This window comes from Amycolatopsis oliviviridis (assembly GCF_014654365.1).
Taxonomy (GTDB): Bacteria; Actinomycetota; Actinomycetes; order Mycobacteriales; family Pseudonocardiaceae; genus Amycolatopsis; species Amycolatopsis oliviviridis.
Genome location: NZ_BNAY01000004.1, coordinates 19015 through 33208 on the forward strand (window position 1 = coordinate 19015; position 14194 = coordinate 33208).

A 14194-nucleotide genomic window follows, 5' to 3' on the forward strand; every position below is an offset into this window, starting at 1 on the left:
TGCCTTCACCGCTTCGCGGAGTAATCTTTGACTAAGTCAACGAATCTGTTGAGGTGGTCAAATGACTCGTCCCGCGGACCGGGTGGCGACCGTCCGGGCCTTCAACCGCCTGTACACCGGCGTGATCGGCATCCTCGACGAAGGACCGGCCGACGCCGAGTACTCCCTGAGTGAGGCCCGGGTCATCTTCGAACTCGCGCAGCGGGATCCGACCCAGGTCACCGACCTGCGCAAACGTCTCGACCTCGACGCCGGATACGCGAGCAGGCTGCTCGCGAGGCTCGAACAACGAGGTCTTCTCACCCGCGAACGCAGCGACGAGGACGCTCGCCGTCAGATCGTCAGGCTGACCGAGGACGGCCACAAGGCTTTCGCCGTCCTCGACGCGCGATCGGTGGGCCGGATCGGCTCGCTGCTCGGCCGGTTCGGCGACGACGAGCAGAAGCGGCTGCTCGGCGCGATGGACACGATCACCTCGCTGGTCGGCGAGCGCGCGTCGAATCCCACGCTGGTCCTGCGTCCGCCCCGGCCGGGCGACTTCGGCTGGGTGGTCCACCGCCACGGCGTCCTGTACTCCCGCGAGTACGGCTGGGACGAACGCTTCGAAGCCCTCGTCGCCCGTGTCGTCGCGGAGTACGTCGAAAATCGCGGCGAGCCCCGCCAAGCGGGCTGGATCGCCGAACTCGATGGGGAACGCGTCGGCAGCGTGTTCTGCATGCCCGCCGAAGACGGCGTCACCGCGAAGCTGCGGATGCTGCTCCTCGAACCGGCCGCGCGGGGACACGGAGTCGGGAAACGCCTGGTCGCCGAATGCGTCGAGTTCGCCAGGGCGGCAGGCTACCCGGCGATGGAGCTCTGGACGGTCTCGCTGCTGGACGCGGCGAGGGCGATCTACCGGAAGGCCGGCTTCCGGCTGGTCGCCGAAGAGACGATCCCGGGCTTCGGGCACGAGCTGACCGGGGAGACCTGGCGGCTGGAGTTGTGACGTGTTCGTCGTCTACTGCCCTGCCTGCGACCGGCGGTCCGTGGTCGGAGCCGACTCGATCGACTCCGTCGACAACCTGACCCCGGGGATGATCTCCGTTTCCGGGCGCTGCCCGGAAGGCCACTACGCCGTCCTCCTGACCGGGAAGTCCTTCGCGCCCCACGAGAGGACGCAGTGCGTGCGCGAAGTCCGGCAGGTGCTGAAACGCCGTCGCCGCAGGACCAGGCTGGGTGCCTGGTTCGCCCGGCAGCGCGAACTGCACGACCGGCTTTTCCGCTACTGACGAGTGTCGTTTTGCGGCGGGCTCGTTCGTCTAGGGACCATCGATCCCAGGGAGGACACCATGCCCCACTACATCGGATTCATCCGCGCGACGCAGGATTCGCACGACCATCTCGGCCCTGACGAAGCACAACGCGTGCTCGAGAACTACCTGGCCTGGGCGGACGAACGCACCAAGGAGGGCCGGTTCGTCGGTGGCGGCGGCCTGTCGAAGAGCGGCCGGGTGCTGCGCGGTTCCGGCGGCGAGGTCGGCGCGACCGATGGTCCGCACACCGAAGCCACCGAGATCGTCGGCGGCTATCAGGTGATCGAGGCCGCGGACCTCGACCAGGCGGAGAAGATCTTCGCGACGCATCCGCATCTGGAGTTCGGGCCGATCGAGGTGCGCAAGGTCGGCGAACGCGGTTGTGAGGACTGATGCCGAGGTTCGTCGGTCTGATGACCTTTCCGCAGGACACCCCGGCGGCGGAGCCCGCCGGTGACGGCATCGAGCGCTACTTCGCCTGGCAGGAGGAACTGCTGGCGTCCGGGAAGCTGGTCGAGACGCATCCGATCGCGGTGGACGGCGTCGGGATGTTCGTGGTCGGCGAGATCGCGCTCGACCTGGACACCCCGCGCGAGGAGCACCTGGGCCGCCTCGGGCTGTCGTGAGCCGCCCGGCCGGCGTGGTGGAGCATCTGTTCCGGCACAGCGCCGGGCGGATCGTCGCCACGCTGGCCAGGGCGCTCGGCCCCGAACGGCTGGACCTGGCCGAAGAGGCCGTCGCGGACGCGCTGGAACAGGCCTTGCGCACCTGGCCGCAGTGCGGGGTGCCGGACAATCCGCGGGGCTGGCTGTTCCGGGCCGCGCGGAACCGGGCGATGGACGTCGTCCGGCGCGAACAGACGCTGCGCGCGCTGCTGCCGCGGCTCGTGGAGCTCGACGGTTTCGAGGTCGACCGGCGCACGGACGACGAACTCGTGCTGATGCTGCTGTGCTGTCATCCCGCGCTGCCGACGGTGTCGCAGGTGGCGCTGACGCTGAAGACCGTCGGTGGGCTCGGGGTGAACGAGATCGCGGCGGCCTTGCTGACGAAACCGGCGACGGTGGCGCAGCGGCTCGTGCGGGCGAAGAAGTGGCTGAGGGATTCCGGGAAACCGCTCACGCTTCCCGGCCCGGACGCGCTTGAGTCCAGAGTGGACAGTGTGCTGGCCGTGCTCTATCTCCTGTTCAACGAGGGCTACGACGCGACGACCGGCGAGGTCGCGGTGCGCGGCGAGCTGTGCGGTGAGGCGATCCGGTTGGGGCGGCTGCTGCTGGCCGAACCGAAGACGGATCAGCCGAGGGTGCGGGCGCTGGTCGCGTTGATGCTGCTTCAGGCGAGCAGGCTGCCCGCGCGGGTCGACCGGGACGGTGAGCTGCTGCTGCTCGACGAGCAGGACCGGGACCGCTGGGACCACGCGATGATCGCGGAGGGCACGCGGCTGTTCGAGCGGGCGTGCACCGGGCCGGAGATGTCGGCGTACCACGTCGAGGCGGCGATCGCGGTGTGTCACAGCACGGCCTCGCCGCCGGACTGGCGCCGGATCGTCGGCCTGTACGACGACCTGCTGGCGCTGCGCCCGTCACCGGTGGCGCGCCTGAACCGCGCGATCGCGCTTTCGATGGTGGACGGTGCGGCTGCGGGGATCGCCGAACTCGAAGCCGTCGAGGCCGACCTGCCGGACTACACGCTGCTGCCCGCCGTCCTCGGCGCGCTCTGGCTGCGCGCCGGTGACCCGGCGCGAGCCGCTCTCCACTACCGGCGGGCGCTCACCCTGCCGTGCTCGGAACCGCAACGCCGGTTCCTCACGAGGCGCCTGACTTCGTGCACCCCACTACCCTGACCAGAACTTTTCGCCGCTCCGCGCTAACCCCACCCCCCACCCGTCCCAGGGGGGCGCGCCCCGCACCAGCGTATCGGGAGGGGGTGTCGGGGGATGCGAAAGCGCGGGGCCGGGGGCGGAGTTGTCCACAACGGCGGTGGGGTGTGGACAACTGGGGTGGGGTCGCCCGGAGGACGTCGGATGGGGGCTGGCGGGGCCGACGGCCGGGCCGGAACAGGCAGGCCCCGAGTGGGGGCTGGCGGGAAGGCGTGACGTGAAAGCCACTTTCGCAACGTTGAAGGTTGCGGAAGTGGCTTTCGCAACGCGTCGGCCCCGAAACCACGCCGGGCTCCCCGACGCGGCCGACACCCGGAGTTCACACGGGCAGGGTTACCTGGAGCGGTGAACTGGACCGCGTACCTCGACGGTTACTGCGAACGCCTCGCCCCCGGTCTCTGGGGCGAGCCGCGCAACAGCCTGAGCAACCTCGCGTTCCTGATCGCGGCGATCGCCGTCTGGCGGCAACCGAAAGGTCGCGTCTTCGCGGTCCTCATCGGACTGGTGTTCCTCGGCAGCACGGCCTTCCACCTGCTCGCCACCCGCTGGTCCGCGGCGGCCGACACGGGCTTCATCCTGGTGTTCGTCCTGTACTACGCCGCCGTTTTCCCGCACCTGTTCTTCGGCGTCAGCCGCAGGCTGTCCTGGCTGGCCATCCCCGTGTTCCTCGCCTTCACCGCCGTCGTCGCGTCATTGGGCGGCGGGCTGTACCTCTCGGCGTTGATCGGGCTCGTGATCTTCGCGGTCATCCTCAAGGGCGAACACCGCCGCAGATTCGCCATCGCGGCCGGCGTCTTCGGCGTGTCCCTTTCGTTCCGCACGGCGGACCACACCGTCTGCGGGAACTTCCCCGCCGGAACGCACTTCGTCTGGCACCTGCTGAACGGTCTCGTGCTGTACCTGACGGCGACCGCGGCCACGAGAAGGGCCGCGTCCGAACCGGACGCGGCCCCTTCGCGGCACAAGTGACTAGTGGACGCCGATTTCGCGGAGATCCTTGTCGTGCTCGTCGGCGTGGTAGTCCTCGGGCTCGGTGTCGTCCGTGCCGTTGAAGACCTTCAGCTGCCGCGCGATCACCGTGAAGATCACCGCGATCAGCAGATTAGCCACCAACGCCACGAAACCGACGTAGATCTGCACCTGCGAACCGCTGAGCGGGTGCCAGCCGAAGATCGACAGCTTGTCCAGCGCCAGCGCCGAGCCGCCGAAGTGCGCCTTTCCGGTCGCCGGGTTCGGGATGTTGTAGAGCATGATCAGGCCCCACCCGATGCCGACGATCCAGCCCGCGATCAGGCCCCACCGGTGGAACCACCGCGTGTAGAGCGAGATCGCGACCGCGGGCAGGGTCTGCAGGATCAGCACACCGCCGATGAGCTGCAGGTCGATCGAGAACTGCGGGTCGATGAACAGGATGAACGCGACCGCGCCGAACTTCACGATCAGCGAAGCGAGCTTGGCCTGCTTCGCCTCTTGGCCCGGTGTCGCGTTCTTCTTGATGTACTCCTTGTAGATGTTCCGGGTCCACAGGTTGGCCGCCGCGATCGACATGATCGCCGCGGGCACCAGGGCGCCGATGCCGATCGCGGCGAACGCGATCCCGGCGAACCACGACGAGAACTGGGTGTCGAACAGCACCGGGACGACGGTGTTCGTGTCGGGTTTGCCGGTGGCGTTGTTGGTGATCGGCTTGACCGCGGCGCTGATCGCCACGTAGCCGAGCAGCGCCAGCAGGCCCAGCACCAGCGAGTACGCGGGGAGCGCGACCATGTTCCGCTTGATCACGCTGCGGCCGCGCGAGGCGAGCACGCTGGTCAGCGAGTGCGGGTACAGGAACAGCGCGAGCGCCGAACCGAGCGCCAGCGTGGCGTACTGCAGCTGGTTGTTGGCGTTGAGCAGGATGCCGTCCGCCTTCGACGGCGTCTGGTCGAACTTCGCCTGCGCCGAGTCGAAGATCGCCGACCAGCCGCCGAGCTTCGAGGGCAGGTAGATGATCGCCACGAGGATCACGATGTAGATCAGGATGTCCTTGACGAACGCGATCAGCGCGGGCGCGCGCAGGCCGGACTGGTAGGTGTAGACCGCCAGGATGATGAAGGCGACCAGCAGCGGCAGGTGCCCGACGATGCCGGAGCCGTTGATGCCCATGGTCCGCAGCACCGCTTCGAGGCCGACGAGCTGCAGCGCGATGTACGGCATCGTCGCGATGATGCCGGTGATCGCGATCAGCAGCGCCAGCGTCGGCGAGCCGAACCGGCCGCGGACGAAGTCGGCGGGTGTGACGTAACCGCGGACCCGCGAGACCGACCACATGCGCAGCGCCGGCATCAACACGATCGGGTAGACGATGATCGTGTACGGCAGCGCGAACAGGCCCATCGCGCCGGCGCTGAACATCAGCGCGGGGACGGCGACGAACGTGTACGCCGTGTAGAGGTCACCGCCGAGCAGGAACCAGGTGATCCACGAGCCGAACTTGCGGCCGCCGAGGCCCCATTCGTCCAGGTGGTCGAGAGTGTCGCCGGCCTTCCAGCGCGACGCGACGAAACCGAGCACGGTGACCACCGCGAAGAGGACCGCGAAGATGATCAGCTCCGGCCATTGGATGTCGGTCACTTGACGTCCCCCTCGTCGAGCTTGTCCACGGACAGCTTGTCGGGACCTTCACCGGTCGGCTTGTCCTTGGTCATCACGTAGACGATCCAGGTGCACAGGACGCCGACGGCCACGAACACGAATTGGAACCAGTAGAAGAACGGCATCCCGAACAGCCGAGGGCCGTCCGAATTGAACAGCGACGTGATCAGCACCAGCAACGGGATGATCAGCAGGAGGTTCCAGGGGCTGAACTGAAAGCCCCTCACCTTCCCGTCTGCCTTACCTGACGCCATCGGACCTCACCTAACATTCCCGTAACCCCGGATGGACCCGATGACCCTAGAACCTCTCGCCCACCTGGGTCACGTCTGCCCGATATCGATTTGATCAGCGACGCCCCATCCGACGAAGGGCGGTTGCCGTCCCGCTCTGCGCCGGATATCAATAGCCGCAGTCGCGAACAGGAACTTCGCACGCAAGATCAAAGGGGCATCGGATGAAGAAACTCCGCTATGCGGTGGTGATCCCGGCTGTCGCCGGCACCATGCTGGCCGGGTTCACTCCTGCGTTCGCAGGACCGGAGGCTGCCAAACAGCAGCCTCTGAACTCCACCAACATTCCTGCGCAGTACGCGAACCAGAAGCTCGACTGGCACAAGTGCACGGCGAACGAGCTGCCGACCGCGCCGCCTCCCGGGGCCGAGAACATCGAATGCGCGACCTACCGCTCGCCGCGCAACTGGTACAAGACGAACGAAGGCATCGACCTGACGATCGCCGTCAGCCGCCTCGCCGCCACCAGCGGCACCGCGACGGCCAGCGTCATCACGAACCCGGGTGGACCCGGCGCTCCGGGCCGCAACTTCCCGGCCCGTCTGCGTAACCAGACGAAGCTGCGCGCCAACCAGGAGATCATCGGTCTCGACCCGCGCGGCACCGGCAAGAGCACCAACATCACCTGCGGCAACGCGATCGGCACCGGCTCCGACCTGGACCCGCGCGACCGCAGCCGGGCGAACCTCAACCTGATCCTGGACGCCACCAAGTACGCGGCGGACTCGTGCCAGGTGAAGTCCGGCGAGCTGGGCCCGCTCATCAACACCGCCCAGACCATCCGCGACATCGACCTGCTGCGCGTCCTCCTCGGCCGCGACAAGATCAACTGGGTCGGCTACTCGGCGGGCACCTGGATGGGCGCGCACTACGCGCAGCAGTTCCCCACCCGGACCGGCCGCTTCCTGCTGGACTCGTCGACCGAGTTCACCACGACCTGGCAGAACTCGTTCGACGGGCAGCCGCTCGGCTTCGAGCGCCGCTGGCGTCAGGACTTCCTGCCGTGGATGGGCAAGTACGACAAGGTCTACGGCTTCGGCAAGAACGGTGAAGCCGCGCGCCAGAGCTACGAGAAGGTCCGCTTCGCGCTGACGCAGAACCCGGTCGAGGTGGACGGCGTCCCGGTTTCGGCCAACGCGCTCGACTCGACCATCGCGTCGTACCTCTACGCGAAGCGCAACTTCCCGGCGCTGGCCGACTACCTGGTCAACCTGAAGACGCTGACCGAGGGCTCCGGCTCGCAGCAGCAGAAGGCCTCGGCCGCGCAGAAGGTCAAGGCGGAGACGGTGGACGCCGACGGCGTCATCGGCCCGCAGCCGCTGTTCGTCCCGAGCGACGGCGACGCCTACAACGCCAGCTTCTGGTCCATCCCCTGCAACGAGGGCCCGTGGACCGGCAACCGGCAGAGCGTCATCCGCCAGTCGCAGAAGCTGATCGACCGCGATCTGCCGCTGCTCGGCGCCGGCTGGCTCATCCAGCCGTGCATCTTCTGGAAGAACAAGCCGGTCGACCTGCCGAAGCTCGACGGCCGCGGCGTCCCGCCGGTGCTGATCGTCCAGTCGGTGCACGACCCGGCGACCCCGATCGAGGGCGCGACCCGTGCGCACCGCGCGTTCGCCAACTCGCGGATGATCACCGTGACCGGTGAGGGTGACCACGGCATCTACGCCGGCGGCAACACGGGTGTGGACAAGGTCGTGGAGGACTTCCTCGTCGACGGCAAGGTGCCGAACGACCAGAGCCTCCCCGGACTCCCACTTCCGGTGCCCGCGGGCGGCTGAAGCCCCTAGGGATTGTGGCCCCGTCGAGTTCCGGCTCGGCGGGGCCCTTCTTTTGAACGGTCCACAGACCTGTGCACAGAGTTATCCACAGCCTGGGGGTAACTCTGTGGGGATGGCATCCGCTGTAATCCCGGATTACAGCGACGGCTCCGGCATGGACGGTTCGACCGGTATTAGTATTGGGCTCATGGTGCGAGTGCCGTTGACGGACGAGGAACGCGAACGGGGCGAGCGGCTGGGGCTGGCGCTCCGGGACGCGCGCGCGTCGGCGTCGCGGAGCATGGTCGAGGTCGCGGCGGAGGCCGGGATCTCGGTGGAGACGCTCCGGAAGATCGAGACCGGCCGGATCCCGACGCCCGCCTTCTTCACGGTGATGGCGCTCGCGGACGCCGTCGGGCTTCCGCTGGACGTGCTACGGGCCGCCGCCGAGGGCGGCGCTCCGGACATCGCCGAGGTCGCTGAAGCGAGCTGAGCCGTGCTGGGCTGAGCCGGGTGCCTGGGCTGAAGGGGACTTTCCCCGCATCAGACGCGGCGAAGGGCGCTTTCCCCACATCGGATGCGGGCAAGGCTCCCTTCACCCACACGCCCTCTGTCCACAGGTCCCCACCGTTGTGGACAACTCCCGCCCCCGACCGCTTTCGGCCCCGGCCCCGTCACCCCCGGCCGATACGCTGGTGCAGGGCGCGCCCCCCAGGGACGGGTGGGGGGTGGGGTTCGCGGGGTGAGTGCAAAAGTGGGGGTCAGGGGCGCAGGGTGGCCAGGGTGTGGGCCCGGTCGTTCAGGTAGAGGAAGCCGTCGATCGGCAGGTCGAAGCTGTTCAGCAGGCTTTCCAGGGTCGCGTATTCGTCCACGGAGAGCCGCAGGTTCTCGTTCATCGCGTGCGCGACGAGGACATCGGCCAGTTCCTCCCACTCACCCGACCAGTGCAGCGTGCGGTAGAAGGCCAGGACGTCCGGCGCGACGCGGTCGGCCAGCTGGTCGAGCAGGCTGTCGCCGAAGAAGCTGATGCGGCCGGCGGCGAGGTCGGCGACGGTCGGGTTCGCCGGGTCCGCCGCGGTGTCCGGATTGCGGACCACGCCGGGGCCCGCCACCGGGTAGCCCGTCTTGACGTTGCCGTTGTCCTCGACCAGCACGATCAGGTGCACGCCGTACCGTTCCCCGGCGCAGCGCCAGCGGCCGTTGTGCTGTCTGCGGCGTGGTTCGCTCGGATCGTTCGCGACGTCCTTGATCACCGCGATGATCTGCTCGTCGTTCCAGCCCACGGGGAACTCGCTGGTCGCCCGCCGCCCGTTGCCCGGTGCGTGCCCGCCGCCCACTCGTGCTCCTTTCGTCGCATCGAGGGTAACCCGCGTTCGGAGTATCCGAATGATCCGAACGCGGGAACGGGTGACCTCAGCCGGTCACGCTGAGCAGCACCGCGCCGACCACCAGGACGTCGAGGCCGCGCATCGCCTGGAGTGCCGCGCCCCCGCCGCTGACGTCGTAATTCATCGGCGGCCGGGTCGCCGTCCGCAGCGCGGCGACCACGGCGAGCGGGATCGCGAGCCACACCGGCCACGCGGGAGTCACCCCGAGCGTCAGCGTCACCAGGGCCAGCAGCACTCCCCACGCGAGGCCCAGCACCGCGACCACCAGGCCGTTGACCAGCCGCAACTCCCAATCGGACGCGCCGAGCCACCGCCTGCGGCCGGGATTGCGCCACAGTTCACCGAGCCCGCCGACGAACGGCACGAGCGCCGCGTACGCGCCGACAGCGAACAGCGGCGCCGCCGGGACAGCCGGGAAAGCCAGATGCCCGACACCGACCAGGCACGCGGCCACCACACTGGCCGACGCGTAACGCCGCCGGCCGAGCACCCCGGACCACGCCAGCCGCAGCGCCGTCGGACGCCGGAGCGAAAGCCACGGCACCGGCTTCGATTCCGGGATCAGCAGCATCGGATCCATGAACACCGCCGCCATCGCCCGCAGCAGCCGCGCGTTCCAGCCGTCGACGAGTTCCTGGCGCCCGACCCCGGACATCGGCTCGCCGCCGAAGGCCACCGCGACCGCCACGACGAACAGCACACCGGCCAGCACCTCGACCGCGATCGGGCCCAGCCCGGCGGCGGCCACCGCCAGACCGGCCAGCGCGAGCACGATCGGTCCCGCGGTCTCCCCGCGGATCGCCGTCCGCCGCGCGGTGACGGCGGCCAGGATCGCCCCGGACACGGTCAACGCCGACATCGCGATCCACACGTCCTTCGACCCGCCACCGATCGCGGTGACCAGCGCCCCGGTATAGCCGACCACCAGGACCAGCCCGAGCCAGAGCGTCCACATCCGCTTCACGACGACACGGCGCCTGTCGACGCTCGCGAAGTCCATCCAGGTCAGTGCCGCCGGTTCGGCCCAGACGAAGCCGCGCCGCAACAGGCTGCGCCAGAACATCGCGCACAGCACGACCAGCAACCCGAACACCGCCGGGAAGTCCACAACGGACAGTCCGAAAAGGATCGAACGCAGCTTCGGGAGGTTCTCGAACGCGGTGAACAGCGCGCCGAAACCGAACAGCGCCAAGAACGTCTGGTAGTCCCCGTTGAGCAGTCCGCCGAATCGCTGTCGTCCCGGAACGTGCGTGGGGGCTTTCGTGCCTACCACAATTCGAGGGTCGAGTCGGCCGCTTCGAGCAGCGGGGGATGGTGCGTGGCCACGACGACCGCCGCCCCGGCCTCGGTCGACCGCGCGATCAGCGACGTCAGCCATTCCTTTCCGGCGGCGTCGAGCGCCCGTTCGGGCTCGTCGAGCAGCAGGACGTCGTGCGGCCGCGCCGTCGCGCCGAGGAGCAACAGGCGACGGCGCTGCCCGGCCGAGAACTTGCCCGCGGTGACCTTCGCGCGTTCGGACAATCCCGCGTCGGCCAGCAAAGCCTCGTGGTCACCGAGATCGGCCCCGAAGGAGCCCTCCAGCAGTTCGAGATGCTGGATCGGGGTCAGTTCGGCGAAGAAATCGGAATCGTCGAACAACACGGAAACCTTGCGGCGAAAGGAAACATCGCGTTCGTCGGGCTTTCCGCCCGCGACGACGATCCGGCCCCGCTGCGAGGTCTGCGTTCCGTACAGGCATCGCAGCAGCGTCGATTTCCCGACCCCGTTCGGGCCGACGATGACCGCGCATTCGCCCGCCTCGACCTCGAAATCGAGGCCGTCGAACAGCCAGTGCTCCCCGGCCTGGACGCCGAGCCCGCGTACGTCGATCATCGGCCGCGCAACAACTCGATCACCGGCGAAAGCGCGTCCATATTGTGCTCCAGCACGGTGAAATAGCCGAAGCCGAACCGCTCGCGATGCGCCAGGATCTGGTCCGCGATCTGCTCGTGCGTCCCGACGAGCGCGGTCGGCAATTCGGCGAGCTGGTCCACGGTCAGCGCGCCGTCGAGCAGTTCCCGCAGGCTTTCCAGACCTTCTCGCCGGTCTTCGACCACGGCGACGAAATGCGAGAGGATGTTGAATTCGGCTTCACGGCCGTTCAGTTTCCCGCGGACGAAGTTCACCCGCTCCTCGATCCCGGCGGCGTCGTCGACGGCGAGCGCGCCGCCGTCGGGGACGGCCGCCGTGCCGGTGAAGCCGATGATGTCGGCGTGTTCGGCGGCGAGCGTGAGCAGCCTGTCGCCTCGTCCGGCGATCATCAGCGGCGGCCCCGGTTTCTGTACCGTGGGCGGTTTGTGGTTTTCGTCGGCGTAGAGCCGTTTGAGTTCTTTGATGGTGTTTTCGAGGTGGTCGACGCGTTTTCCGGCCCGGGGGAATTCCATCCCCGCCGCTTCGAATTCGGCTTTCACGTAGCCGGCCCCCAGGCCGAGCTCAAGCCTGCCTTCGGTGAACTGGTCCGTGCCGGTGACGTCACGGGCCAGCAGCACCGGGTTGTAGAAGGCGGTGTTGATGACGAAGGTGTTGAGCCGTGGCCGGCTCGTCACCTCGGCGGCGAGCACCAGGGCCGGGAACGGCGGCGCCATGCCGAGATGGTCGGCGGCACCGATGACGTCGAACCCCAGATCCTCGGCCTTGCGGCATTTCTCGACCCAGGCGGCACGGGAATCCGGGACGACCATGTTGACGCCGAACTTGAGCATGCGGCCACGGTACCCAGCGGGGAAGAAGAAGGCCTCATCCTCAGGAATGACCGTGAGGATGAGGCCTTCGACCCGTTCAGATGATCAGCCGAGGCGCTGCTTCAGCGCGTCCAGCTCGTCACGCAGCGAAGACGGGACCTTGTCGCCGATCTTCTCGAACCACTCTTCGATCAGCGGCAGTTCCTTGCGCCACTCGTCGGCCGAGACGTCCAGCGCGGCCTGGATGTCGGCCAGCGGCTCCGCGAGGCCGTCGGTGTCGAGGTCCTCGGCGCTCGGCACGAAGCCGACCGGGGTCTCGTTCGCGTTGCCCTTGCCCTCGACGCGGTCGATGACCCACTTCAGGATCCGCGAGTTCTCGCCGAATCCCGGCCACAGGAAGCGGCCGTCGTCGCCACGGCGGAACCAGTTGACGTAGAAGATCTTCGGCAGCTTGTTCGCGTCGGCGTTCTTGCCGAGGTCCAGCCAGTGCTTGAAGTAGTCACCGGCGTGGTAGCCGAGGAACGGCAGCATCGCCATCGGGTCGCGGCGCACGTTGCCGACCGCGCCGGCGGCGGCCGCGGTGGTCTCCGACGACATGGTGGCGCCCATGAACACGCCGTGCTGCCAGTCGCGGGCCTCGTTCACCAGCGGGACGGTGGTCTTGCGGCGGCCGCCGAACAGGATCGCCGAGATCGGCACGCCCTGCGGATCGTCCCACTCGGGCGCGAGGATCGGGCACTGCGACATCGGCGTGCAGTAGCGCGAGTTCGGGTGCGCGGCCTTCTCTTCCGACTCCGGCGTCCAGTCCTGCTTCTTCCAGGAGGTGGCGTGCGCGGGCTTCTCGCCCATGCCCTCCCACCAGACGTCGCCGTCGTCGGTGAGCGCGACGTTCGTGTAGACCGTGTTGCCCTTTTCGATGGTGCGCATCGCGTTGGGGTTGGTGTGCCAGTCGGTGCCCGGCGCGACGCCGAAGAAGCCGAACTCGGGGTTCACCGCGTACAGGCGGCCGTCCTCGCCGAACCGCATCCAGGCGATGTCGTCGCCGAGGGTCTCGGCGCGCCAGCCGGGGATGGTCGGCTGCAGCATGGCGAGGTTGGTCTTGCCGCAGGCGCTCGGGAACGCCGCCGCGACGTAGTGGACCTTGTCCTCCGGCGAGATCAGCTTGAGGATCAGCATGTGCTCGGCCAGCCAGCCCTCGTCACGGGCGATGACCGAGCCGATGCGCAGCGAGTAGCACTTCTTGCCCAGCAGCGAGTTGCCGCCGTAGCCGGAGCCGTAGCTCCAGATCTCGCGGGTCTCGGGGAAGTGCGAGATGTACTTGGTGGTGTTGCACGGCCAGGAGACGTCCTTCTGGCCCGGCTCCAGCGGCGCGCCGACGGAGTGCAGGGCGGGGACGAACGAGCGTTCGGTGCCGTCCTCGGTGACGAACTTGTCCAGCGCGGCCTTGCCGGCGCGGGTCATCACGCGCATGGAGGCGACGACGTAGGCGAAGTCGGTGATCTCGATGCCGAGCTTGGGGTCTTCCGCACCGAGGGGGCCCATGCAGAAGGGGATCACGTACATCGTGCGACCGCGCATGCACCCGCGGTACAGCTCGGTCATCGTGGCCTTCATCTCGGCCGGGTCCATCCAGTTGTTGGTGGGACCGGCGTCTTCCTCATCGTTCGAACAGATGAAGGTGCGCTCTTCGACGCGGGCGACGTCGTTGGGGTCGGAGGCGGCCCAGTACGAGTTGGGCTTGGCGTCGAGCTGCACGAACGTGCCGGCGGAGACCAGTTCCGCGTTGATGCGCGCGGCCTCTTCGTCGGACCCGTCGACCCACACCACGCGGTCCGGAGTGGTCAGTTCGGCGACCTCCCGGACCCAGGACAGGACGCCACTGTGCGTCGTCGGCGCTTTTTCCAGTCCAGGGATGGCGACTGCGGTCATCTCTACTCCTGACTTCCGACGGCAGAAGCCCACATCGGGAACGACGCTGTTCCGATGCGGGCTTCGATGCCGGCGACCGAATGGCTTCGCACACCGGCGGGAAGACCGGTGTGCAGGTTTTGGGATTCCCCGAGAGTAGCCGGATGACCGGCAGGTAACCGAGAGCTGACCTGTCGGTTCTCTCACAAGAACGATAAGGGAATCGATTCAGTATCACCGGAATGGGCCATACGCAGAAATTCTTCCGGTGATCGACGGCACAACCAGGAGTCGAACAGAGCGCGAATCGGACACGAGAAAGC

General features: G+C 68.1%; 15 protein-coding genes. 8 read left to right on the forward strand and 7 right to left on the reverse strand.

The features are described from left to right. Positions 1-61: 61 nt before the first annotated feature. The 6 genes from IE302_RS17865 (at position 62) to IE302_RS17890 (ending at position 4137) form a co-directional block, all read left to right on the forward strand. Positions 62-985, forward strand: coding sequence for a bifunctional helix-turn-helix transcriptional regulator/GNAT family N-acetyltransferase (locus IE302_RS17865; RefSeq protein ID WP_191255671.1), 924 nt, complete (start codon positions 62-64; stop codon positions 983-985). 1 nt (position 986) lies between these two features. Next, positions 987-1268, forward strand: a complete 282-nt coding sequence (locus IE302_RS17870; RefSeq protein ID WP_191255672.1) for a hypothetical protein — start codon at positions 987-989, stop codon at positions 1266-1268. Positions 1269-1328: 60 nt separating this feature from the next. Then, entirely contained in the window at positions 1329-1685 is a 357-nt protein-coding gene (locus tag IE302_RS17875) for a YciI family protein (protein WP_191255673.1), read from the forward strand. Positions 1686-1705: 20 nt separating this feature from the next. After that, positions 1706-1918, forward strand: a complete 213-nt coding sequence (locus IE302_RS17880) for a hypothetical protein (protein ID WP_191255674.1) — start codon at positions 1706-1708, stop codon at positions 1916-1918. Continuing rightward, the gene (locus tag IE302_RS17885) at positions 1915-3132 is read left to right on the forward strand and encodes an RNA polymerase sigma factor (RefSeq protein WP_191255675.1); all 1218 of its coding nucleotides are present in this window, start codon (positions 1915-1917) and stop codon (positions 3130-3132) included. The genes IE302_RS17880 and IE302_RS17885 overlap by 4 nt, the downstream gene beginning before the upstream one ends. 381 nt (positions 3133-3513) lie before the next feature. Then, entirely contained in the window at positions 3514-4137 is a 624-nt protein-coding gene (locus IE302_RS17890; protein ID WP_191255676.1) for a hypothetical protein, read from the forward strand. Here the strand turns inward: IE302_RS17890 and mctP are convergent, their stop codons facing one another. Together mctP and IE302_RS17900 are read right to left on the reverse strand one after the other, a co-directional pair. Continuing rightward, complete coding sequence (gene mctP / locus IE302_RS17895) at positions 4138-5781, reverse strand: monocarboxylate uptake permease MctP (protein ID WP_191255677.1); 1644 nt, start codon at positions 5779-5781, stop codon at positions 4138-4140. Then, positions 5778-6056 carry a DUF3311 domain-containing protein gene (locus tag IE302_RS17900; RefSeq protein WP_191255678.1) on the reverse strand — a complete coding sequence of 93 codons (279 nt, stop codon included), beginning with the start codon at positions 6054-6056 and terminating at the stop codon, positions 5778-5780. Before IE302_RS17900 ends, mctP begins: the two co-directional genes overlap by 4 nt. A gap of 203 nt (positions 6057-6259) precedes the next feature. On the opposite strand from IE302_RS17900, the gene IE302_RS17905 reads away from it, so the two are divergent. Beyond that, positions 6260-7876 carry an alpha/beta hydrolase gene (locus tag IE302_RS17905; protein ID WP_191255679.1) on the forward strand — a complete coding sequence of 539 codons (1617 nt, stop codon included), beginning with the start codon at positions 6260-6262 and terminating at the stop codon, positions 7874-7876. Positions 7877-8063: 187 nt separating this feature from the next. Next, entirely contained in the window at positions 8064-8348 is a 285-nt protein-coding gene (locus tag IE302_RS17910) for a helix-turn-helix domain-containing protein (RefSeq protein WP_191256267.1), read from the forward strand. Positions 8349-8616: 268 nt separating this feature from the next. On the opposite strand, the gene IE302_RS17915 is transcribed toward IE302_RS17910, so the two are convergent. From IE302_RS17915 to IE302_RS17935, 5 genes are all read right to left on the reverse strand, one after another. Next, positions 8617-9192: an EndoU domain-containing protein gene (locus tag IE302_RS17915; RefSeq protein ID WP_191255680.1), complete on the reverse strand. Its 576-nt coding sequence runs from the start codon at positions 9190-9192 to the stop codon at positions 8617-8619. Positions 9193-9268: 76 nt separating this feature from the next. Further along, positions 9269-10516 (reverse strand): DUF6297 family protein, encoded by a 1248-nt coding sequence (locus IE302_RS17920; protein WP_191255681.1) that lies wholly within the window; start codon positions 10514-10516, stop codon positions 9269-9271. Beyond that, entirely contained in the window at positions 10510-11115 is a 606-nt protein-coding gene (locus IE302_RS17925) for an ABC transporter ATP-binding protein (RefSeq protein WP_191255682.1), read from the reverse strand. The genes IE302_RS17920 and IE302_RS17925 overlap by 7 nt, the downstream gene beginning before the upstream one ends. Next, positions 11112-11984, reverse strand: a complete 873-nt coding sequence (locus IE302_RS17930) for an LLM class F420-dependent oxidoreductase (protein WP_191255683.1) — start codon at positions 11982-11984, stop codon at positions 11112-11114. Before IE302_RS17930 ends, IE302_RS17925 begins: the two co-directional genes overlap by 4 nt. An 84-nt stretch (positions 11985-12068) precedes the next feature. After that, entirely contained in the window at positions 12069-13892 is a 1824-nt protein-coding gene (locus tag IE302_RS17935) for a phosphoenolpyruvate carboxykinase (GTP) (RefSeq protein WP_191255684.1), read from the reverse strand. Positions 13893-14194: the final 302 nt, after the last annotated feature.

Excerpts from the sequence above, each read along its gene's own strand:
- IE302_RS17925 (WP_191255682.1), bottom strand. The coding sequence starts at position 11,115 with ATGATCGACGTACGCGGGCTCGGCGTCCAGGCCGGGGAGCACTGGCTG.
- IE302_RS17875 (WP_191255673.1), top strand. The coding sequence starts at position 1,329 with ATGCCCCACTACATCGGATTCATCCGCGCGACGCAGGATTCGCACGAC.
- IE302_RS17900 (WP_191255678.1), bottom strand. The coding sequence starts at position 6,056 with ATGGCGTCAGGTAAGGCAGACGGGAAGGTGAGGGGCTTTCAGTTCAGC.
- IE302_RS17910 (WP_191256267.1), top strand. The coding sequence starts at position 8,064 with ATGGTGCGAGTGCCGTTGACGGACGAGGAACGCGAACGGGGCGAGCGG.
- IE302_RS17865 (WP_191255671.1), top strand. The coding sequence starts at position 62 with ATGACTCGTCCCGCGGACCGGGTGGCGACCGTCCGGGCCTTCAACCGC.
- IE302_RS17905 (WP_191255679.1), top strand. The coding sequence starts at position 6,260 with ATGAAGAAACTCCGCTATGCGGTGGTGATCCCGGCTGTCGCCGGCACC.
- IE302_RS17880 (WP_191255674.1), top strand. The coding sequence starts at position 1,706 with ATGACCTTTCCGCAGGACACCCCGGCGGCGGAGCCCGCCGGTGACGGC.
- IE302_RS17935 (WP_191255684.1), bottom strand. The coding sequence starts at position 13,892 with ATGACCGCAGTCGCCATCCCTGGACTGGAAAAAGCGCCGACGACGCAC.
- IE302_RS17930 (WP_191255683.1), bottom strand. The coding sequence starts at position 11,984 with ATGCTCAAGTTCGGCGTCAACATGGTCGTCCCGGATTCCCGTGCCGCC.